Source organism: Streptomyces sp. NPDC003943, from assembly GCF_053605265.1.
Map to the genome: position 1 here is coordinate 202,407 of NZ_JBSGIW010000001.1, position 19,468 is coordinate 221,874.

The following is a 19,468-nucleotide window of genomic DNA, read 5'->3' on the forward strand; positions in this document are numbered from 1 at the left end:
AGGGGTCCGTCGTCCGCGGGTGGCGTGGCCTGGTGCTCGTACGGGACAGTACGCGAAGGCGCGCGGACGCGATCGCGTCGGTTAGCCGGGTGGGTTCGCGCAGTCCGAGGCGTTCGGCCCCGAGAGGATCAGCGGGCCACCGCCGTCGGAGCTGGGCCTTCCCCACCTCCTCCGACGCCCGTACAGGCAGCCGGAAATTTGACGTGTTCCTGACGCGGGAGTCGCATCCGCGGATCCCTTTTCGGCCGTCCTCACCCGTGCCGAACAGGTTTCACGAAGGAGGCGCCATGGAGAGCGCAGTGGTCGGAGTCGTCGTCGTGGTCGTCTTCCTCCTGTTGCTGTTGCGCAGCGGGATGCGTGTGATCAACCAGGTCGAGCGGGGCGTCGTGTTCCGCTTCGGCAAGGCGCTGCCCGGCCATCGACAGCCGGGCATCACGTTCCTGATCCCCGTCGCGGACCGTATGCGGAAGGTGAACGTGCAGGTCGCGACGCTGCCGATCCCGACGCAGGAGGGCATCACCCGGGACAACGTGTCGGTCAAGGTCGACGCCGTCGTCTACTACCGGGTCACGGATCCCGCTCGCGCCGCGATCGAGGTGCAGGACTACGCCTTCGCCGTCGGCCAGGTCGCACAGTCGTCGCTGCGCTCCATCATCGGCAAGAGCGACCTGGACGACCTGCTGTCCGACCGGGAGCGGCTGCACGAAGGGCTCGCGCTGATGATCGACAGCCCGGCGGCCGGCTGGGGCGTCCACATCGACCGGGTCGAGATCAAGGACGTACAGCTTCCGGAGTCGCTGAAGCGGTCGATGTCCCGGCAGGCCGAGGCGGAGCGCGAACGGCGGGCCCGCGTGATCACCGCCGACGGCGAGTTCCAGGCGGCACAGCAGCTCGCCAACGCCTCGCGGATCATGTCCGACACCCCGGAGGCGATGCAGCTGCGGCTGTTGCAGACCGTCGTCGAGGTGGCCGCGGAGAAGAACTCCACGCTCGTGATGCCCTTCCCCGTGGAGCTGCTCCGCTACTTCGACCGGGCGGCGCGTCAGTTCGACGCCGGTCCGACGCCGGACATCGCGCCGAGCGCCGCGCCCGAGCAGCCCGAGCAGTCCGCGCAGTCCGCGCAGTCCGGCCCGGCGGACGCCTCCTGACCGACGGCCTCCGCTTCCGGTTCTCCCGGAGCCCGGAAGCGGGGGCACCGGGTTCGTGCCGGTCAGCTTCCGGCCGGTGTCGCCTGCTCGGCGGGGTTCGGAACCAGTTCGCTGGAGCCGCGCACCACCAGACGGGTGGGGACCATGAGGGTCCGGGCGCGGCTGCGGTCGCCGTCCAGGCGGGCGAGGGCGATCCTGGCTGCCGCCTCGCCGATCGCCGCCGGGTCCTGGGCCACGACGGTCAGGGCCGGTTCGAGGACGTCGGCGAGCGGGAGGTCGTCGAAGGTGACCAGAGCGATGTCCTTGCGCCCCGCGCGGGTGAGCTGGGCGATGACCCCGAGCGCCATGATGTTGTTCGCCGCGAACAGGGCGGTGGGGGGCTGCGGCAGGCCGAGGAGGGCGGTGGTCTCGGCGGCGGCCGAGTCCTGGCTGTGGGCGCCGGTCACCAGGGCGCGGTCGTAGGGCAGGCCGGCCTCGTCGAGCGCCGAGCGGTAGCCGGCGAGCCGCTCGCGCCGGGTGTAGAGCTTGGCGGGAAGGTCCCCGATGAAGCCGATCCGGCGGTGGCCGCGGGCGATGAGGTGGGAGACGCCTTCGTGGACGCCGGTCCGGTTGGAGCTGACGACGCAGTCGGCGGACAGTCCGACTCCCGGCCGGTCGAGGAACACCACGGGCAGACCGGCCGCGCGCGGGGCCTTGAGGTGGCTGTGATCGGCGCCGAACGCGGGGACGACCATCAGCATGCTGACGCGCCGGGCGAGGAAGGTCTGGATCAACGCCCTCTCGCGGTCCGGGTCTTCGGCCGACGAGCCCATGAGCAGGGTGAGCCCTCGGCTGCGTACGAGGTCTTCCACGCCGCCGGCGACGGTGCCGAAGAAGGGGTTGCCGAGGTCGGGCACGACCAGGCCGACGGTGGTGTCGGGTCCCCCGACACGGATGTTGCGGGCCATCAGGTTCGGTTGGAAGCCGAGCTTCGCGACGGCGGCGAGCACGCGCTCGCGGGTCTCCGGGGAACTGGGCCCGTCCTCGTTGAGCACCCGGGACACCGTCTTGGCGCTGACGCCCACTTCCCTGGCGACGTCGGCCAGTGTGGGGCGACGGTTCGCGGCCATGTACCACCGTTCCTGTGCGTTCGTCGGGCCCGGCCCCTGCCCGGGGCCGGGCCCGCTGTCCTGGCTGTGCGGCGACCCTGTGGTCAGCGCGGCGTTGCCCCTGCGGCGACTCAGTGGGCGGACACGCCTGCCGCCTGGGCGGCATCCGCGTCGGCAACGACGGTACCTCCATCGTCGCTCACCCTGAGCGCCCCCGTCATGATGGCGACGACCTCCGCCATGGAATGGTCGGACGGCTTGATCAGCGCCTCGCGACGGCCGAGCCGGTGGATGTGGATGCGGTCGGCGATCTCGAAGACGTGCGGCATGTTGTGGCTGATCAGGACCACGGGCATGCCCTTGTCACGCACGCGGCGGATCAGATCGAGGACCTGTCCCGACTCCTTGACGCCCAGCGCGGCGGTGGGCTCGTCCATCACGACGACGCTCTTGGCCCAGGCGACGGACCGCGCGACCGCCACGGCCTGGCGCTGACCGCCGGAGAGCGTCTCCACCGGCTGGGTCAGCGACCGCAGTCCGATCTTGAGATCGGCCATGTGGGCCGCCGCCTCCTGGCGCATGCGCTTCTTGTCGAGCATGCGCAGCGCGCTCCCGAGGAAGCCCGGCCGGCGCAGTTCGCGCCCGAGGAACATGTTGGAGGCGATGTCCATGGAGGCGGCGACGGCGAGGTCCTGGTAGACGGTTTCGATGCCGTGCTGCCGGGCGCTCTGCGGCCCGGTGAACCTGATGGGTTCGCCGTTCAGCCGGATCTCGCCCTCGTCGGGGGTGAGTGCACCGGTGAGGGCCTTGATCAGGCTCGTCTTGCCGGCGCCGTTGTCGCCGATGACGGCGAGGACCTCGCCGGGGAGCAGATCGAAGTCGGCGCCGTCGATGGCGGTGACATGACCGTATCGCTTGACCAGGCCGCGGGCCTGGAGGACGGGCGTGACAGCGGCGGTGCTCATCGTGCCTTCTTCCGGGAGATCTGGTCGACGGTCACGGCCAGGATCACCAGCACGCCGGTGATCAGGGTCTGGTAGATGGAGGCGACGCCCATCAGCTGGAGGCCGTTGCGGAACACACCGACGATGAGGACGCCGATGAAGGTGCCGAGGACGGAGCCGCGGCCGCCGAAGAGGCTGGTGCCGCCGAGGACGACGGCGGTGATGCTGTCCAGGTTGTCGGTCTGGCCCGCCTGCGGGTCGCCTACGCCGGTGCGGGAGACCAGGAGCAGTGCCGCGATTCCGTAGACGGCTCCGGCCAGGGTGTAGAGGCCGATCGTCAGCCGGGAGGTGCGGATGCCGTTGAGGCGGGCGGCCTCAGGGCTGTTGCCCAGCGCGTAGACGTGCCGGCCCCATGACGTCCCGCTCAGCGCGTAGGCGAAGAGCAGGAAGAGGGCGATCGTCACGAGCGAGCCGTAGGTGATGTCGGTGTTGCCCAGGGGGAACGTTGCACCGAGGGCGGTCAACGGCGCCGGGAGGTCGGTGATCGTCTGCTCGGCCGAGTAGATGTGGGTCAGGGCGAACGCCACGTTCAGCATGCCGAGGGTGACGATGAACGGCGGGAGCGGGATCAGCTGCACCAGCAGGCCGTTGGCCAGGCCGAAGGCCGCGCTGACGACCAGGCCGAGAGTGATCGCGACGAGTGGTGACAGGCCGCCCTCGGCAGCCGTCTTGGCGATGACGATGCTGCCGAACGCCATGACGGCACCGCAGGAGAGGTCGATGCCGGCGGTGAGGATGATCAGGGTCTGGCCGATGGCCAGCGTGCCCACGACCATGACCTGCTGGACGATCAGCGAGAAGTTGCCGCCGGAGAGGAACTGCTCGGTCGTCAGGGAGAAGAAGACACAGGCCAGCAGGAGGGCGACGAAGGGGCCCGTGGTCGGTGCGGCGAACAGCCTGCGGACCGCGGTCGGTCCTTTCAGCTGGTCGTAGGGCAGGGTGGTGGCAGTCATGGCGGTCCTTGCCGGGTGTCGATGATCGGCGGGTCGGTGTTCGTCAGGGGTACGGGCCGGATGGCCGGGTGCCGAGGGAGGCGTCCGGGTTCCGCCGCGCGCCCCGGCGCGCAGGGGCTCAGCCCCAGCACTTCTCCAGGCCGTACGCGGTGTCCTTGGCGTCGACACCCGGCTTGGCCGCGTCGGTGACGAGCGTGACGCCGGTGTCGGTGTACCCGGAGGCCTTCTTGCCGCCCTTGGCGAAGTCGGCGACCGCCTTGACGCCCCGGGACGCCATCTCGAGCGGGTACTGCTGCGAGGTCGCCGCGATCTTGCCGTCCCTGACGGCCTTCGTGCCGGTGCAGCCGCCGTCGACGGAGACGACCAGCACCTTCTTCTCCAGGCCCTTCGCCTTCAGCGCGGTGTAGGCGCCCAGCGCGGCCGGCTCGTTGATGGTGTACACGACGTTGATGTCCGGGGACTTCTGGAGGCAGTTCTCCATCGCCGTCTGGCCCTTGGCCTGGTCGCCGCCGGTGTCCTGCATGCAGACGATCGACGGGGCGCCCTCCGCGATGCCGAAGCCCTTGAGGAAGCCCTGGTGGCGCTGCACACCCACCGCGACGCCGGGCGCGAGGTCCAGGGTGGCGATCTTCACCTCCTTGCCGGCCGTGGCGGCCTTGGCGTATCGGCCGATGAGCTCGCCCGCCTTGACGTTGTCGGTGGCGAAGAGGGCGTCGGTGGCGTCCTGCGGCTCGGTCGGGCTGTCGAGCGCGATGACCAGGATGCCCTTGGCGCGCGCCTTCTGGAGGGCGGGGACGATCGCCTTGGAATCGTTGGGGGTGATGAGGATGCCCTTCACCCCGGAGTTGACCATGTTCTCGATGGCGGTGACCTGGCCCGCGTTGTCGCCGTCGAACTTTCCTGCCGCGCTGACCAGTTCGACGCCGTTCTGCTTCGCGGCCTGCTCGGCGCCCTCCTTCATCTTCACGAAGAACGGGTTCGTGTCCGTCTTGGTGATGAGCCCGACCTTGGTCCGGCCGCCGGAGCTTCCCTGCGCACCGGAGCCACAGGCCGTCAGGGCCAGTGCCGAGACGGTGGCGAGAGCGGTGAGCCCGAGGGTGCGGTTTCTGCGAAGCATGGCTGATCTCCTGCTGGGACGAGGGCGGGACGGGCGCGGTTCGAAGGCTGCGGCACCAGGGGCGACTGCCGTCGAACGCACGGGAGGCGGTGTCATCGTTGACCGATGTCATCGTTGACACCGCTTGCGGAGGATGATGAACTCCGTCACCCGGAAACGTCAATGCCTTGGCGCCGTCACGAATCGGCAACATCGCCCGCACCGCCTCACAGCGAGAGCAGCGCTCTCCGTGAGCTTCCTCAAGTCCCCTGCCAGCGCAGCCCTCCCGCGCTGCCCACCTGGAGAGAACGAGTCATGCGCCTGCCTCTGGTCACCGTCCTCGGAGAATGCGTCGCGGACGCCTTCAGCGTCCCCGCCGCCACGCCGGGCGAGCTCGCCCTGCGGGTCCTGCCGGGCGGCGGTCCGGCGAACACAGCCGTGGCGCTCGCCCGCCTGGGCACGCCCGCCCGCTTCCTGGGGCGGCTGTCCGACGACGTCTTCGGCCGCCTGTTCCGCGCTCACCTGGAGGCCTCGGGCGTCGATCTCACGGCCGCCGTGCACGCGTCCGAGCCCAGCACGCTGGCCGTCGCCGAACTCGACGCCCAGGGCCGGGCGGCGTACTCCTTCCACGCCCAGGGCACGGCGGACTGGCAGTGGACGGCGGACGAACTCGCGACGACGGACCTCGCCTCCACGGCCTGCCTGCACTCGGGCTCCCTGGCCCTGGTTCGCGAGCCCGGCGGCACGGTCGTGGAGGAGTTCCTCGCCCGCGCCTCCGCCACGGCCACGGTCTCCGTCGACCCCAACGTACGGCCGCTGCTCGTCGGACTGGACGTCTACCGCGAACGTCTGCCGCGCTGGTGCGCGCTCGCGGACATCCTCCGGCTGAGCGAGGACGACCTGGAGCTGCTGCTGCCCGACTGCACGATCGAGCGGGCCTGCGACGCCTGGCACGCGGCGGGCGTCCCGCTGGTCGTGATCACCCGCGGGCAGCTCGGCGCGGTCGCCTCGCTGAACGGTGACCGGGTCGTCGTACCCGCGCCCCCGACCGACGTGGTCGACACCGTCGGCGCCGGCGACTCCTTCACCGCCGGGCTCCTGCACCATCTCGGCGCGAAGGGGCTCCTCGGCGGTCGGCTGGCGGATCTGCGCACCGACGACGTCTTCGACGCCTGCGCCTTCGCCTCCCAGGTCGCGGCGCTGACCTGCGCCGTCGTCGGGCCGAACCCGCCGTGGGCCGGTCAGTTGCGGCTGCCGGCCCCCGCGGCCGGACGCACCGCCCGCTGAACGGGCGGACCGGACGAACTCGGCACCGGCCATTGACGCAGCGCCCGGAGCCCGCACATCATCACCTCCCAGCGGATGTCATCGCTGTCACCTGTCATCGATGACAGCCCGTCCCCCGGGTCGCCCCCACACCCGGCACTGCGCATCTCCCCCCGGCGTCGTACCGCCTCAGCGGACGCGGAAGCGACGCCGCCGCCCACAGTGCAGGAGAAACCATGAGTCGAGTCCCCGCACGCCGTCGTGTCCCCCTGCGCCTCGTCGCCGCCGTGGCGGCGACCTGCGCGCTCGCCGTCGCCCCGCGGGCGGCGGCGGAGGACAGCGCGCCGTACACGGAGACGTACCGCCCTCAGTTCCACTTCAGCCCCGCGAAGAACTGGATGAACGACCCCAACGGGCTGGTCTGGTTCAAGGGCGAGTACCACCTCTTCTACCAGTACAACCCGAGCGGCAACACCTGGGGCAACATGTCCTGGGGTCACGCCGTCAGCAGGGACCTGGTGCACTGGCAGGAACTCCCCCTCGCGATCCCGCACGACGACAGGGAAATGGTCTTCTCCGGCAGCGCCGTCGTCGACCGCGACAACACCACCGGATTCGGGACCAAGGACAACCCCGCGATGGTGGCCGTCTACACCAGCCACTACAAGGACAGCGGCAAGCAGGCCCAGTCGCTGGCGTACAGCACCGACCGCGGCCGCACCTGGACCAAGTACGCCGGAAACCCCGTGCTCGACATCGGGTCGAAGGAGTTCCGCGACCCCAAGGTCCAGTGGTACGCACCCACGCGGAGCTGGCTGATGACGGTGTCGCTGTCCGCCGAGCACAAGGTCCGGTTCTACTCCTCGAAGGACCTCAAGAGCTGGACGCACCTGAGCGACTTCGGCCCGCAGAACGCGGTGGGCGGCGTCTGGGAATGCCCGGACCTGTTCCCGCTGCCCGTCGACGGGGACCCCAAGCGCGTCAAGTGGGTGCTCGTCGTCAACATCAACCCCGGCGGTATCGCGGGCGGTTCGGCCGCCCAGTACTTCGTGGGCGACTTCGACGGCAAGCGGTTCACGGCCGACGACGACGGCTCCTACACGCCTCCGCCCGGACGAGTGGTGCAGGACTTCGAGGGGACCGACTACGGCACCTGGCAGACCGCCGGCACGGCCTTCGGTGACGGACCGGTCCCCGCGCCCGCGCCCGGGACCTCGGGCACGAGCGGAGTCGAGGGCCGCGGGTTCGTCGACAGTTTCCACGGCGGCGACGTCGAGACCGGCACGCTCACCTCCCCGCCCTTCACCGTCGACAGCGACTACCTCAACTTCAAGGTGGCGGGCGGCCGTCACCCGCACGTCCCGGGCTCGGTCACGGGAGACTCCCCGGCGCCCGCGGGAGAGGTTCTCGCCGACTTCGAGCAGGACGGCTACGGCTCCTGGACCACCACGGGCACGGCCTTCGGCAACGGCCCCGCACACGGCACGCTGCCCGGACAGAACACGGTGACCGGGCTCGACGGCAACGGCCTGGTGAACAGCTTCCTCGACGGCGACGCGACCACGGGCACCCTCACCTCGCCCGAGTTCACCCTCACCGCGAAGCACATCAACTTCCTCATCGGCGGAGGCCATCACCCCTCGGACTCCGACACGCCCACCGCCGTCCGGCTCGTCGTCGACGGCAAGACGGTGCGCAGCGCCACCGGCTCCGACTCGGAAGAGCTCAACTGGGCCTCCTGGGATGTCGGTGACCTCGCCGGCAGGACCGCGCACATCGAGGTCGTCGACCAGAACACCGGCGGCTGGGGCCACATCCTGCTCGACCAGGTGATGCAGTCCGACACCCCGGCGCGCCCCCGTTCGACCGAGACGGCGGTCAATCTCCTCGTCGACGGCGAGGTCGTCCAGAGCGAGACCGGCGGGAACGGCGGCAGTCTGGACTGGGCCTCCTTCGACCTGCGTGCCCATCGGGGCAAGCAAGCCGTCGTCCAGATCGTCGACATGAACCGGGGCGGCTGGGGCCACATCCTGGCCGACCACTTCGTCGCCGCCGACCGGCCGGCGATCCCGAGTGTCCGGCGGGCTTCCTGGGTCGACCACGGCAAGGACTACTACGCGGCCGTCTCCTGGGAGAACGCCCCGGACGGCAGGCGCCGCATGATCGGCTGGATGAACAACTGGCAGTACGGCAACGACATTCCGACCTCTCCCTGGCGCAGCGCGCAGAGCATTCCGCGCGAGATGGCGCTGCGCAACGTGAACGGCCGGCTCCGGCTCACGCAGCAGCCGGTGTCCACGGTGGAGTCGCTGTACGCGGGCACCGGGGTCGGCGTGCGCGACGTGAGGATCGGGGAGGGCTCCACGCCGCTGGCTGGAGGCCGTGCCGACGGCAAGGCGCTCGACATCCGGGCCACGTTCTCCCCGGGTGACGCCAAGCGGTTCGGGTTCACGGTCCGCACGGGCGAGGGGCAGAAGACGGTCATCGGCTACGACACCGAGACCGGGGAGCTGTACGTCGACCGGACACGATCGGGTGCGGTGGGCTTCAACGACGACTTCCCCGGCGTCCAGCGCGCACCACTGACGCTCCGGAACGGCAAGGTCGAGCTCCGCGTCCTGGTCGACTGGTCCTCCGTCGAGGTCTTCGGCGGTGACGGCGAGGCCGTGATCACGGACCAGATCTTCCCGAGCCCGGACAGCGACGGGCTCCGGCTCTTCGCCGAAGGCGGCTCCGCCCGCCTGGACAGCGCCGAGGTCCGGCAGGTGCGGTCGTACCGCGACTGACCGAGGAACTCAGCGGCGACGACGCGCCCCGAGCTTCGCCCCTCGCGACGGGGGCGGAGTGGCTGGAGACGAGGAGGACGCCGTCGACGTGGCCGGCCTCGGGACGCGTGTGCCGGCCTCGAACCGCGTGTGCCGGCCTCGAACCGCGTGTGCCGGCCTCGAACCGCGTGTGCCGGGGCCGGGACGCGTGTGCCGGGGCCGGGCCGGGGCTGTGCGTGTGGTTGCCGCCGGCTCGGGTACGCGCCGGCCGTGACCCCGGACGAAGCCCTGCGCCAGATCGCCTTCCTCCTCGAATGGCGCGGGGCGTCGCCGTACCGGGTGCGGGCCTTCCACACGGCGGCCGACGCCGTCTGCGGCCTGCGGCCGGGCCCGATGGACGCCGCCCAGGCCAGACGGCTGCGCGGGGTGGGCCCGGTGACCGCCGAGGTGATCTCCCAGGCCTCGACCGGGGAGGTACCGGGCTACCTCGCCCGCCTGCAGGCCGAAGCAGGTCCGGAGGCCCGAGCCGGCTGGGACCTGGCGGCCGCGAGCACCGGTGACTGCCACCTGCACTCGGACTGGTCGGACGGCGGCAGCCCCCTCGAGGACATGGCCGCCGCGGCCCGCGCCCTGGGCCACCAGTGGGCCGTTCTGACCGATCACTCGCCGCGGCTGACGATCGCCCACGGGCTGAGCCCCGACCGGCTCAGAAGCCAACTGCAGGCCGTGGCCGCCGTGAACTCCAGGATGGGCCCGGACTTCCGACTGCTGACGGGCATCGAGTGCGACATCCTCGAAGACGGCTCACTCGACCAGGAGGAGGACCTGCTCGGCCGGCTCGACATCGTCGTGGCATCCGTGCACTCCAAGCTCCGCTCGGATCCCGAGCCGATGACCGCCCGCCTGCTGGCCGCGGTGCGCAACCCGCACGTCGACGTACTGGGACACTGCACGGGACGGATCATCACCGGCCGGGGACGCCCGCAGTCCCGCTTCGACGCCGAGGCCGTCTTCGCCGCGTGCGCCGCGGCCGGCACCGCCGTGGAGATCAACTGCCGGCCCGAACGCCGCGACCCACCGGACGAGCTGCTCGCGCAGGCGGCCGCCGCGGGCTGCCGGTTCGCCGTGGACACGGACGCCCACGCCCCCGAACAGCTGCGCTGGCAGAGCTCCGGCTACGCACGCGCGGCACGCATCGGTCTGGGAGCGGACCGGCTGATCACGGCCTGGCCCCTCGGGCGGCTGCTGACGAGCAGAACCGGCGGAGGGTGAGCCACCGCCGCGCGGAACCCGATTACGTCGGCCGCCGCCGGGTAGTCGCGAAAGCGTCCTGACGATCAGCGTTCAGCACGTTCGGCTTGAACGAAACGCTCAGCCGCTCCGGTGGTTGTCCCGGTCGCGGGTCCGAGGAGGTCCGTCATGATTCCACTGCTACTCGTCCTTCTCCTGATCCTCGTGCTCTTCGGCACAGGCTTCGCCGTTCAGGCACTGTGGTACGTCGCGATCGCCGTGCTCGTCCTGTGGGTGCTGGGGTTCTTCATGCGCAGCGGGAGGGCACGCTGGTACCGCTGGTGACCCGAGGACAGAACGACAGAACAGACCGGTCCGCCGAGACGGCGGTCAGGGCGGCAGGAGCGTGCCGAGGGGGCCGAGATCGAGGTTCAGGTCCTCGAGGGTGAGGTCGTAGCGGTCACAGAGTTCGATCATCCGGTCGTGGAGGAGCATCAGGGTCAGGCCGAGCCTTTCCTCCTGCTCCTCGGTCAGGTCGCCCTGATCCACGCGGTGCAGAGCCTGACGTTCCATCAACTGCCGTAGCAGTTCGACGATGGTCAGAACGAGCTTGACGAGGTCACGCTCCACTGTGTCCGGGTCGCTGTGGAGACGGCGAGCAGCGTGCCGGGCTCCTCTTTCCACCGCCGACAGGTCGTCCGTGCGCGCCGGCAGCAGGGAGAAGGCGCGCTGTGCGGCCGCGGCGACCTCGTGACCGCGATCGCCCGCACCAGGGCCGGTGCGCTCAGAGGGGCCGGCCATCACGCGGTCCCTCCGGTTCGTGCGCAGCGGATTCGGGCGACAGGGCGTCCTGCGCACCCGGCATGAGTGACGTCAGGGCCCACTGATCGTCTCCCTGTGCCGCGACGATGACCGCGCGCAGGGAGATCTTGACGAGGTCGATGTCCGCGATCGACAGGACCAGGTCACCGGTGAGCACCACGCCTCCGCTCAGCAGCCGGTCAAGGAGGTCGATGAGCGCCACCTGTCGCTCCGCGAGCGCCTTCTCGTCGCCCGTCCTCACGGCCGGCGCACCTCCTCCGGCGCCTGCGGGTCCGTGAGCACCGCGAACGAGTAGGGAGCCCATGGCCCGGTGATCTCGACCCGGACCCCTGTCAGGTCGTGTGCCGAGCGCAGGACGCGTTCGCGGAACTCGCCGGAGCGCGTGCGCGGCACCAGATAGGAATCGTTGGCCACGTTCTCCCCGGTGCCGGTGGCGAGCCGGCCTTGCTGGGGCCGGTGGCGCGCGCGCTCCACGGCCACCTGGCCCGCCTCGGCCTCGATCCTGCGCACCGCCTCGGCCGCGGCGGTCCAGGCGGCTCCCTTCTCCTCGCGCTGCTGCCTGCGGCGGCGCAGATAGGCCCGCCCGGGGTCGGGGACGTCGTCGGTTGCGTCGTCCGGCGCGGCGGCCCCCTGGGGGGCCTCGGCATAGACCTTGACCCCCCATTCCACGTGGTCGGCGAACCGGGCCAGCATGCGGTTGAAGATCGTCTCCCCCCGGCGCAGAACGTCGCGCACCCGCTCGTCGTCCAGGTAGACCGTCGCCAGCCGGAGAGGGAGGACGGCGGTGCGGGAGGCGAGAGTCTCCACGACACCGTGGTGCGCCCGCGCCACGCGCTCGAGCCAGTCGAGGTCCTCCAGGTTGACCTTGAGCGCCGCTTCGGAGAAGTCGCTCTCCGGTACGGAGCCGACCGCGGCGGCGGTGTCGCCCGCCCGGACGAGCCTCACCTTCCCCGCTGCGATTCCTTCGACGCCCCGCAGCACCTCCGCTTCCAGGGATGCCGTCGGGCGCACGACCGCGTACGCGTAGCTCAGCTGTCCGTCCATGACGTCAGTCCCGCCGCTCCTCGTTCTCGGCCGGGTCGTCGGGTTCGTCGCGAGCCCGGGCCTTCCTGCCGTCCGGCTCCCGTCGTCTGGTTCTGCGTTCGGGAGCGGCGTGTGGCTCGTCCGCCTCCGCAGCACCCTCGGAGGTACGGCGTCGGCGGCTCCGCGACCCTTCCGGCAGCTGCGACCGGGGTTCGGGGCGGGCGCGAAGTGCCTTGACCTCGGCGCGCAGGCGCTCGTTCTCCTCTTCCAGCTCCTTCCCGTGGCCGGCTCGCGAGGACAGCGCCGGATCGTGCTCCCACCAGTCGATGCCGATCTCCCTGGCCTTGTCGACGGAGGCGACCAGGAGCCGAAGCCTGATCGTCAGCAGCTCGATGTCGAGCAGGTTGATCCGGATGTCGCCGACGATGACGATGCCCTTGTCCAGCACGCGTTCCAGGATGTCGGCGAGGTTCGCGCTCTGCTGCTGACCGTAAGGGGACAAGGAGCGCGTGACCGAGGTGCCTTCGGAGTCCGATGCGTCCACGACGGATTCGACCTCGCTCCCTGGGCGTCAGCTCTTCCGGCTTCGACGACTGCGCGGGCGTTCGTCTGCTTCTTCGGCCCCGGCCTCGTCTGCGTCCTCGGCCTCTTCTTCGCCGTCCTCCTCGTCCTCCTCCTCGTCCTCGTACTCGTCCTCCGGTGCCTCCTCGTCCTCCTCCTCGTCCTCCTCGTCCTCGTACCCCTCCTCCGGGGCCTCGGCCTCGTCTTCTTCGTACTCGTCCTCGCCCTCGTCCGTTTCGTCGGCGCCGGCGCCTTCGGCCTCGTCCTCGTAGCCCTCGTCAGAAGCCTCGTCCCGCGCTTCGCCGTCCTCGTCCTCGTCGGAGTCGGAGACGACCTTGCCGTCGCGGATCTCGCCGCGCCAGCCGTCCGTGGCCTCGCCCTTGATCATGACGAACGAACGGAAGGCCTTGAGGTCGAGCCGAGCGCGTCGGCCCTGTGCCCGGAAGAGGCTGCCCGCCTTCTCGAACATGCCCTTGGGGAAGTACTCCATGACCAGCAGGACCTTGGTCAGGTTCTCGCCGAGCGGGTGGAAGGTGACCACGCCCCTCGTGGTGCCCTTCGCGCCTTCCGTGGTCCACGCGATGCGTTCGTCGGGGATCTGTTCCGTGATGGTTCCCTTCCACGCCCGGGTCGACTTCGCGACCTTCACCTGCCACTGGCTCGTCGTCTCGTCCTGCTGCTCGACTGACACGACGCCCTTGGCGAAGCTCGGGAACTCCTGGAACTGGGTCCACTGGTTGTACGCCTCGCGCACCGGGACGCCGATGTCGATGTCCTCGATGACCTTCATGCTCTTGTGCCCCGCCTGAGAGGCCGAGGAGTGCGGCTCCTGCCCCCCGGCGCCCTTCAGCTTGTCCACGAGTGCGTCCTTGGTGTGGGCCGCGGTCTCCTTGGCGTGCGAGACCTTGTCCTTGGCGTTGAAGGTCGTGTCCGCGACGCGCGCGGCCACCGAAGTGAGTGCGCCCGCGCCCGGCGCGTGCTCGGCCAGTTTCCTGCCGGATTTGCCTGCCACGCGGGCCAGGACACGCGGGCCGATGTGCGCGTCGCCCAGCTTGCCCGCCGCGTCGCCTATGCGATGGCCCACGCCCTCCAGCGCCTTCTCCAGGCGCGCCTCGAGGTAGGTCTCGAACTCTTCTGCCAGCCGGTTCGCGCCGGGATTGCGGTCCAGCACCTTCTGTGTGCCGGAGGTCCCCGCGGAGCCCTTCGACCCCTGCTCCGAAGCCCTTGCGTCAGGCATCGTCCCGCCTCCTGGTACTCCTTGCACGGGTGCCCTTCGACGCGCCGGACGCCTTCCGGGCCGGTTGCTTCGCCGTTCCCGCGCTCTTGCCCGCCGGGGCCGAACGCCGCGAGGCGGTGGTGCGTCGCGGACGGGGCTCGGGTTCCTCGTCCTCGTCGGACGGCCCGCCCTCGTCGTCCTGTTCGTCCCGTGCCGCTCGCTCGGTGGCGCCCTCGTCCGTCTGCTCGTCGTGCTCGTCGTGCTCGGCGCTCCCGTCGGGGCGCTCGTCCTCGTAGCCCTCCTCGGCCTCCCGGCCGTCCCCCCCTTCCTCGTGTTCTTCTCCTCGCAGCCCCTCGGTCCGCCTGTGCAGGGCGTCCGCCAAGTGCTCGGCCTTGGCGTTGAGCACGCTGGTGGCGGCCGATTTCCCCGCGGTCACGAGTTCGCCGCGAACCTGCTGGTTCACGTTGCTCAGGAAGGGCGATGTCGCGATCGACCTTCCCAGCTGGCCGGGCTTGATCCGCGATCCGGCCAGCGCCATGGCCAGCCCCAACGCGAGTTTGCCCTTCTTCGTCCGTCCCAGCACATAACCGCCGATCAGGGCGGTGCCGATCTTGGCGTTGTTCATGACGGTGCTTCTCTCCTCGCCCCGGCTCGGGCCCCTGGCGTGCTGATGGGGGAAGCAAGGCCCCAGCAGCGCTACGTACCGGCGGACCCGGCCTTTCGGAGCTGGTACGCCCTGATCTCCTCCAGTCGCCGCAGGAGCGACTCTTCCTGCTCTTCGAACTCCTCTTCGCTCACGCGACCCGCCTCCCGCTCTCGTTCGAGCTCAGCGAGCTGCTCCTGAACGGGGCCTGGGTCGTAGTACTCCTGCTCGGCGGCCTGCACGACCTTGTCCAGGACCCATCCGACCCCTCGGATCGGGGCGGCGGGCAGCGCGAGGATCTCGGTCACCAATCCCACGGCGCCTCCTTGTGCGCGACGTCGGTCAGGCGAAGCTGTACGGGGGCAGCGGCCCACGGATCCGGATGTCGACTCCGTCGGGCTGCTCCTTGAGCAGCTCTTCGCCGGCTTTCGTGAACTCTTCGGCTCGTTCCTGGTCCACCAGGAACGAGGCGCTCAGGAAGTACTGCTGGGACGGCTCGGACAGGCGCTCGGCCAGGGCGAGCGGCCTCAGCGCCGCAAGCACGGATTGGGCGAGAGCCTCCTGCCGGGCCAGCATCTCGTCGTTCAGGAGCCTGCCCAGTTCGAGCCGGTCCTCGTACGTTCCACCACCCTCGCGCGTCGCTTCGTTCAACTCACGAACGGGTTTGGACTCCGCGAGGATTCGCCGCATGGCGGCTTCCTCCTCCTCGACCCCCTTCACGTTGAACTCCACGCGGTCGGTGAGTTCTTCGAGGCGCTGGGTGAACTGTTCGGCACTTCCGTCGAGCACCGCGCGGACAGCGTCGTCGTCCTCCGCGACGAAGCCGAAGCCCAGAGGCAGCGTGACACCATCGCTCCACAACCGCGTCTGTACGTCGTGGTGAGCCTCGACGTCGGGGCGCCTCACACTGATCTCCTCAGGAGCCTCGCTCACGACGGCGCACAGATCCCCTTGGCATACCGTGCGCAGGGCTTCTTCTCCACCCACACCGGTGAGGCCGTCGAGGCGGAGCGGGTGCGACGACTTGGTGATCGCGTAGACGTAGAGAGCCATCACTATTCGCCGTCCTCGGAAGAGCGCCGCGCCGTGCGGTGCTCGCGGCCGCGGCCCTCGGCGTGCTTGCCGTCGCCTCGCGGCTGCTTCTCGCGCTCCTCGTCGCGGTTACCGGCGAGGGAATCCGTGAACGCCTCGACGGCTCCGGTGAGTGCTCCCTTGGTCTTGCCCTTGGAGCCCGACTCGGTCGTCTTCTCCACGACGTCCGTCAGCTGGGCCGGGGCGTTGCGTCCGCTCTCCAGGTCGAGGCGGTTGCACGCCTCGGCGAATCGGAGATACGTGTCAACGCTGGCCACGACCACGCGGGCGTCGACCTTCGCGATCTCGATTCCGACGAGAGACACGCGGACGAACGCGTCGATCACCAGGCCGCGGTCGAGAACCAACTCCACCACGTCATAGAGATTTCCGGTCCCTCCACCCTGTCCGGGCATTCCGCCCCCCTGTTGCACGACAGACACGTCGACCTCCTTAAGGCCGAAAGTGCGGCATTACGCTCAGCTCTGGTCCCTGTCGATCTGAGCACGCGTATATCGTTTGCCGCGTTCGTATCCCAGCAACTGCCCGTCCGGACCCAGCGCAACCTCATAACTTGCCATGACGCTGGTCGTCTCCGGAATTCGTTCGAGCTCCACGACCTCGATCTCCGCCGCCCAGCCCTGGTCTGTCGGCTTCAGGGCGGACACGGACTCGGGAGCCCGCCCCAAGAGTGCCGTGAGCTGCTCTACGGCATACCGCAAGGCGACCGCGGCCGGCACCCGAGCCTGCTCGGACTCCCCCGCCTCCGCTTCCGCCTCAGGTTCGGATTCGGAGTCGTCGGACTCAGTGTCGTCGGGCTCGGTGTCGTCATTCTCGGATTCGGGCTCGCGCTCGGGTTCGGGCTCGCTCTCCGGCTCCGGCTCGGGTTCGGGCTCATCGGGATCATGCTTCTTGCGCTTGCCGACGGTACTCGTGACAGTTCACCGCCAAAGTTGGCATTTGCATCCTTGCGGCCAATCCAATTTCCACCATATCCGCGATATTTGACGTGCGCCATGAACGGTAATGGCCAATACGATCATCCACCGCTTACCTGGCATGAATGTGGCAAGCCCGGGAAGTTGCATGGTGAACGAGCGCACAAGGGAGGCGTATCCATGGAAGTTTCCGGAATCTTCAGCGCTCTCGTGATCGGGACCGTCATCGGCCTGCTCGGCCGACTCGCGCTTCCTGGTCGGCAGCACATACCGATCTGGCTCATGATCCTCATCGGTATCGCTGCGGCGCTTGGCGGTTCTGCCATTGCCCATGCGGCCGGAGTCGACGACACGAGCGGAGTCGACTGGATCGAATGGCTCATCCAGATCGGGCTGGCCGCGATCGGCATCGCCCTGGTGGACAGGGCCCGGGCAAGAAGAGCGTGATTGCGTCGACCAAGGACGGGTAGGCGCCGTACAGCCCCGCAAGGGGCTCGGAGGAAAGTCTGCTGAGGAGCTGATCCGCGTGGCTGGCGGCAAGAGGATTCGTGGCAAGGCCCAGGAAGCGATGGGCAAGACGAAGGGGACGGCCGGAGAGGCCACGGGCAAGGTCAAGGGCGCCGGGGACCGGGTGGCCGGCAAGACCAAGCACGCCGCCGGCGAGACCGAGCGGACCGTGAAGGGGACGATGGAAGAGGCCAAGGGCAAGATTCGCCGCCACACGTGACGGCGGCGTCACGACAAAGACCGGCCCGGACGGGAGTGGCGTCCGGGCCGGTCTTGTGACCGCTCTCGTCCGGGCCGGTCTTGTGACCGCTCTGCCGCCACCCGCGCGGCCGAGCCTCTTCAAGGTGCGGCGGCGAGTGGGCACCGCGTACCGTTGGCCCGCACCGACCCGCCGTGACCAGGCTTTTCCGGTGCGATGCGTCTGCTGTCACCACCGCCCGCAAGGAGCAGGACCCTGAGTACGTCGTTCGCGGAAGCGCTGTCCATCGGGCTGCTGGTGCTGGTACTGCTCTGTGCGGTGGTGCGGCCGTGGGGCTGGCCGGAGGCCGTGGTCGCGGTCCCCGCGGCCGGGCTGGTCGTCGTCACCGGCGCGATCCCGCCGGCGGACGCGTGGGCCGAGGCGGTACGGCTCGGGCCGGTGATCGGATTCCTCGCCGCCGTCCTGGTGCTGGCTCAGCTGTGCGACGGCGAGGGCCTGTTCCGCGCCTGCGGCGCGTGGATGGCCCGCACGTCCGCCGGGAGCCCGCGGCGGCTGCTGGCTCAGGTGTTCGTGGTCGCCTCCGTGATCACGGCGGTGCTCAGCCTGGACGCCACCGTGGTGCTGCTCACGCCGGTGGTGTTCGTCACCGCGGCCCGGCTCGGCGCCCGGCCCAAGCCGCACGTCTACGCCTGCACCCACCTGTCGAACACCGCCTCGCTGCTGCTGCCCGTCTCCAATCTCACGAATCTGCTGGCCTTCGCCGCCAGTGGGCTGACCTTCACGCGGTTCGCCGCGCTGATGGCGCTCCCGTGGCTGGCGGCCATCGCCGTCGAGTACGTGGTGCTGCGCCGGTTCTTCGCCGCCGACCTGGAGGCGGGCGCCCCGCCCTCGGCCGAGGTCACGACACCGGAGATGCCCCTGTTCGCCCTCGTCACCGTCGCCTGCACGCTCGCCGGATTCGTCCTGACCTCGGTCATCGGAGTCGATCCGGCCTGGGCGGCCCTGGCCGGCGCGCTCGTGCTCGCCGCCCGGGCCCTGGTCCGGCGCACCACCACCCCGGTCGCGATCGTCCGCTCGGCCGCCGTGCCGTTCCTGGCCTTCGTGCTGGCGCTCGGCATCGTGGTCCGGGCCGTCGTCGACAACGGACTGGCCTCCGCCCTCGGACACCTCGTCCCCGACGGCACCTCCCTGCTCGCGCTGCTCGGCACGGCGGCGCTGGCCGCGGTGCTGGCGAACGTCATCAACAATCTGCCCGCCACCCTCGTGCTCCTGCCGCTGGCCGTCCCGTCCGGCCCCGGGGCGGTCCTGGCGGTGCTGCTCGGCGTGAACATCGGCCCCAACCTCACCTACGCCGGGTCCCTCGCCACCCTGTTGTGGCGGCGCATCGTCCACGAGCACGACACGGACATCAGCCTGGGCGAGTTCACCCGGCTCGGACTGCTCGTCGTACCCGCCGCGCTGACCCTGGCCGTGGTGGCACTGTGGGGATCACTGCAGATCATCGGAGCATGAGAAGCACGCGTCCCGGGCAGCGGCGAGGAGGCGCCGGGCGTCGCGCACGGCGCGTTCGCCGGGCTGCGCGGCCGGGTCACCCCGCCGGGAGCAGGGTGGGGTCCGCCATGATCCGGCGGATCGTGGCCTGCGCGGCGCCGAGCACGGGTCCGCGCCGACCCAGGGCGGACGGGCGCAGCGCCTCCGGCTCCCAGGACCGGACCCTGACCCGGTCGGCCAGTTCGGCACGGACGGACGGCAGCAGCCACTCCGCCAGTTCGGCGTAGGTACCGCCCAGGACGAGTCCGTCCGGGTCGATGAGCTCGACGGCGGACGCGAGGGCGAGGCCCAGGGCTCGGCCCGCGCGGTCGAGCGCCGCCAGGGTCGGGGCGTGCCCGGCACCCGCCCGCTCGGCCAGCAGGGCGACCGGGTCGCCCGGCCGGCCGG

At 70.3% G+C, this 19,468-nt stretch carries 22 protein-coding genes and 1 pseudogene; 8 read left to right on the top strand and 15 right to left on the bottom strand.

Features of this window, described 5'->3' with window-relative positions:
- Nucleotides 1-287 precede the first annotated feature (287 nt).
- Nucleotides 288-1,148, top strand: coding sequence for a slipin family protein (locus ACWEV0_RS00960; RefSeq protein ID WP_453145220.1), 861 nt, complete (start codon nt 288-290; stop codon nt 1,146-1,148).
- Nucleotides 1,149-1,210: 62 nt separating this feature from the next.
- On the opposite strand, the gene ACWEV0_RS00965 is transcribed toward ACWEV0_RS00960, so the two are convergent.
- The 4 genes from ACWEV0_RS00965 to ACWEV0_RS00980 form a co-directional block, all read right to left on the bottom strand.
- Nucleotides 1,211-2,257 carry a LacI family DNA-binding transcriptional regulator gene (locus ACWEV0_RS00965; RefSeq protein ID WP_453145222.1) on the bottom strand — a complete coding sequence of 349 codons (1,047 nt, stop codon included), beginning with the start codon at nt 2,255-2,257 and terminating at the stop codon, nt 1,211-1,213.
- 110 nt (nt 2,258-2,367) lie between these two features.
- Nucleotides 2,368-3,201, bottom strand: a complete 834-nt coding sequence (locus ACWEV0_RS00970) for an ATP-binding cassette domain-containing protein (protein WP_453145224.1) — start codon at nt 3,199-3,201, stop codon at nt 2,368-2,370.
- The gene (locus tag ACWEV0_RS00975; protein WP_453145226.1) at nt 3,198-4,193 is read right to left on the bottom strand and encodes an ABC transporter permease; all 996 of its coding nucleotides are present in this window, start codon (nt 4,191-4,193) and stop codon (nt 3,198-3,200) included. Before ACWEV0_RS00975 ends, ACWEV0_RS00970 begins: the two co-directional genes overlap by 4 nt.
- A gap of 118 nt (nt 4,194-4,311) precedes the next feature.
- Entirely contained in the window at nt 4,312-5,310 is a 999-nt protein-coding gene (locus tag ACWEV0_RS00980; protein ID WP_453145227.1) for a substrate-binding domain-containing protein, read from the bottom strand.
- 294 nt (nt 5,311-5,604) lie between these two features.
- Here ACWEV0_RS00980 and ACWEV0_RS00985 point away from each other — a divergent pair, with 294 nt between their 5' ends.
- The 4 genes from ACWEV0_RS00985 to ACWEV0_RS01000 all read left to right on the top strand — a co-directional run bounded on the left by ACWEV0_RS00985 (nt 5,605) and on the right by ACWEV0_RS01000 (nt 10,895).
- The gene (locus ACWEV0_RS00985; protein WP_453145229.1) at nt 5,605-6,576 is read left to right on the top strand and encodes a carbohydrate kinase family protein; all 972 of its coding nucleotides are present in this window, start codon (nt 5,605-5,607) and stop codon (nt 6,574-6,576) included.
- Between the two features lie 215 nt (nt 6,577-6,791).
- Complete coding sequence (locus tag ACWEV0_RS00990; protein WP_453145230.1) at nt 6,792-9,341, top strand: GH32 C-terminal domain-containing protein; 2,550 nt, start codon at nt 6,792-6,794, stop codon at nt 9,339-9,341.
- Between the two features lie 249 nt (nt 9,342-9,590).
- Nucleotides 9,591-10,592, top strand: a complete 1,002-nt coding sequence (locus ACWEV0_RS00995; protein WP_453145231.1) for a PHP domain-containing protein — start codon at nt 9,591-9,593, stop codon at nt 10,590-10,592.
- Nucleotides 10,593-10,739: 147 nt separating this feature from the next.
- Nucleotides 10,740-10,895, top strand: coding sequence for a hydrophobic protein (locus tag ACWEV0_RS01000; RefSeq protein ID WP_453145233.1), 156 nt, complete (start codon nt 10,740-10,742; stop codon nt 10,893-10,895).
- 45 nt (nt 10,896-10,940) lie between these two features.
- On the opposite strand, the gene ACWEV0_RS01005 is transcribed toward ACWEV0_RS01000, so the two are convergent.
- The 10 genes and pseudogenes from ACWEV0_RS01005 to ACWEV0_RS01050 all read right to left on the bottom strand — a co-directional run.
- Nucleotides 10,941-11,351, bottom strand: coding sequence for a gas vesicle protein K (locus ACWEV0_RS01005; RefSeq protein WP_453145235.1), 411 nt, complete (start codon nt 11,349-11,351; stop codon nt 10,941-10,943).
- The gene (locus tag ACWEV0_RS01010) at nt 11,335-11,676 is read right to left on the bottom strand and encodes a gas vesicle protein (RefSeq protein WP_453145237.1); all 342 of its coding nucleotides are present in this window, start codon (nt 11,674-11,676) and stop codon (nt 11,335-11,337) included. Before ACWEV0_RS01010 ends, ACWEV0_RS01005 begins: the two co-directional genes overlap by 17 nt.
- Nucleotides 11,610-12,416 carry a GvpL/GvpF family gas vesicle protein gene (locus ACWEV0_RS01015; protein ID WP_453145239.1) on the bottom strand — a complete coding sequence of 269 codons (807 nt, stop codon included), beginning with the start codon at nt 12,414-12,416 and terminating at the stop codon, nt 11,610-11,612. The genes ACWEV0_RS01010 and ACWEV0_RS01015 overlap by 67 nt, the downstream gene beginning before the upstream one ends.
- Before the next feature lie 4 nt (nt 12,417-12,420).
- Nucleotides 12,421-12,897 (bottom strand): gas vesicle protein, encoded by a 477-nt coding sequence (locus tag ACWEV0_RS01020; protein ID WP_453145241.1) that lies wholly within the window; start codon nt 12,895-12,897, stop codon nt 12,421-12,423.
- Between the two features lie 69 nt (nt 12,898-12,966).
- A complete protein-coding gene (locus tag ACWEV0_RS01025) occupies nt 12,967-14,193 on the bottom strand; it encodes an SRPBCC family protein (RefSeq protein ID WP_453145243.1) in 1,227 nt (408 codons plus the stop codon).
- Nucleotides 14,186-14,797: an ABC transporter substrate-binding protein gene (locus tag ACWEV0_RS01030; protein WP_453145244.1), complete on the bottom strand. Its 612-nt coding sequence runs from the start codon at nt 14,795-14,797 to the stop codon at nt 14,186-14,188. Before ACWEV0_RS01030 ends, ACWEV0_RS01025 begins: the two co-directional genes overlap by 8 nt.
- Nucleotides 14,798-14,868: 71 nt before the next feature.
- Nucleotides 14,869-15,132 (bottom strand): gas vesicle protein GvpG, encoded by a 264-nt coding sequence (locus ACWEV0_RS01035; protein WP_453145246.1) that lies wholly within the window; start codon nt 15,130-15,132, stop codon nt 14,869-14,871.
- 25 nt (nt 15,133-15,157) lie between these two features.
- Complete coding sequence (locus ACWEV0_RS01040; RefSeq protein WP_453145248.1) at nt 15,158-15,868, bottom strand: GvpL/GvpF family gas vesicle protein; 711 nt, start codon at nt 15,866-15,868, stop codon at nt 15,158-15,160.
- Between the two features lie 2 nt (nt 15,869-15,870).
- Entirely contained in the window at nt 15,871-16,329 is a 459-nt protein-coding gene (gvpJ, locus tag ACWEV0_RS01045; RefSeq protein ID WP_453145250.1) for a gas vesicle protein GvpJ, read from the bottom strand.
- Between the two features lie 36 nt (nt 16,330-16,365).
- A pseudogene (locus ACWEV0_RS01050) lies at nt 16,366-16,662 on the bottom strand (gas vesicle protein GvpO); the annotation flags it as partial.
- Between the two features lie 342 nt (nt 16,663-17,004).
- Here ACWEV0_RS01050 and ACWEV0_RS01055 point away from each other — a divergent pair.
- The 3 genes from ACWEV0_RS01055 to ACWEV0_RS01065 all read left to right on the top strand — a co-directional run bounded on the left by ACWEV0_RS01055 (nt 17,005) and on the right by ACWEV0_RS01065 (nt 19,042).
- Nucleotides 17,005-17,271 carry a GlsB/YeaQ/YmgE family stress response membrane protein gene (locus ACWEV0_RS01055; RefSeq protein ID WP_453145252.1) on the top strand — a complete coding sequence of 89 codons (267 nt, stop codon included), beginning with the start codon at nt 17,005-17,007 and terminating at the stop codon, nt 17,269-17,271.
- Between the two features lie 79 nt (nt 17,272-17,350).
- Nucleotides 17,351-17,551: a CsbD family protein gene (locus ACWEV0_RS01060; protein WP_453145253.1), complete on the top strand. Its 201-nt coding sequence runs from the start codon at nt 17,351-17,353 to the stop codon at nt 17,549-17,551.
- Nucleotides 17,552-17,785: 234 nt separating this feature from the next.
- Nucleotides 17,786-19,042, top strand: coding sequence for an arsenic transporter (locus tag ACWEV0_RS01065; protein WP_453145270.1), 1,257 nt, complete (start codon nt 17,786-17,788; stop codon nt 19,040-19,042).
- Between the two features lie 76 nt (nt 19,043-19,118).
- On the opposite strand, the gene ACWEV0_RS01070 is transcribed toward ACWEV0_RS01065, so the two are convergent.
- Nucleotides 19,119-19,468: ROK family protein (locus ACWEV0_RS01070; RefSeq protein ID WP_453145254.1), on the bottom strand; the 350-nt coding region annotated here is incomplete at its 5' end.

Excerpts from the sequence above, each read along its gene's own strand:
- ACWEV0_RS00970 (WP_453145224.1), bottom strand. The coding sequence starts at position 3,201 with ATGAGCACCGCCGCTGTCACGCCCGTCCTCCAGGCCCGCGGCCTGGTC.
- ACWEV0_RS00975 (WP_453145226.1), bottom strand. The coding sequence starts at position 4,193 with ATGACTGCCACCACCCTGCCCTACGACCAGCTGAAAGGACCGACCGCG.
- ACWEV0_RS01040 (WP_453145248.1), bottom strand. The coding sequence starts at position 15,868 with ATGGCTCTCTACGTCTACGCGATCACCAAGTCGTCGCACCCGCTCCGC.
- ACWEV0_RS00990 (WP_453145230.1), top strand. The coding sequence starts at position 6,792 with ATGAGTCGAGTCCCCGCACGCCGTCGTGTCCCCCTGCGCCTCGTCGCC.
- ACWEV0_RS01055 (WP_453145252.1), top strand. The coding sequence starts at position 17,005 with ATGGAAGTTTCCGGAATCTTCAGCGCTCTCGTGATCGGGACCGTCATC.
- ACWEV0_RS01025 (WP_453145243.1), bottom strand. The coding sequence starts at position 14,193 with ATGCCTGACGCAAGGGCTTCGGAGCAGGGGTCGAAGGGCTCCGCGGGG.
- ACWEV0_RS01010 (WP_453145237.1), bottom strand. The coding sequence starts at position 11,676 with ATGGGCTCCCTACTCGTTCGCGGTGCTCACGGACCCGCAGGCGCCGGA.
- ACWEV0_RS01030 (WP_453145244.1), bottom strand. The coding sequence starts at position 14,797 with ATGAACAACGCCAAGATCGGCACCGCCCTGATCGGCGGTTATGTGCTG.
- ACWEV0_RS00980 (WP_453145227.1), bottom strand. The coding sequence starts at position 5,310 with ATGCTTCGCAGAAACCGCACCCTCGGGCTCACCGCTCTCGCCACCGTC.
- ACWEV0_RS00965 (WP_453145222.1), bottom strand. The coding sequence starts at position 2,257 with ATGGCCGCGAACCGTCGCCCCACACTGGCCGACGTCGCCAGGGAAGTG.
- ACWEV0_RS01005 (WP_453145235.1), bottom strand. The coding sequence starts at position 11,351 with ATGGCCGGCCCCTCTGAGCGCACCGGCCCTGGTGCGGGCGATCGCGGT.
- ACWEV0_RS00985 (WP_453145229.1), top strand. The coding sequence starts at position 5,605 with ATGCGCCTGCCTCTGGTCACCGTCCTCGGAGAATGCGTCGCGGACGCC.
- ACWEV0_RS00960 (WP_453145220.1), top strand. The coding sequence starts at position 288 with ATGGAGAGCGCAGTGGTCGGAGTCGTCGTCGTGGTCGTCTTCCTCCTG.
- ACWEV0_RS01000 (WP_453145233.1), top strand. The coding sequence starts at position 10,740 with ATGATTCCACTGCTACTCGTCCTTCTCCTGATCCTCGTGCTCTTCGGC.
- ACWEV0_RS01015 (WP_453145239.1), bottom strand. The coding sequence starts at position 12,416 with ATGGACGGACAGCTGAGCTACGCGTACGCGGTCGTGCGCCCGACGGCA.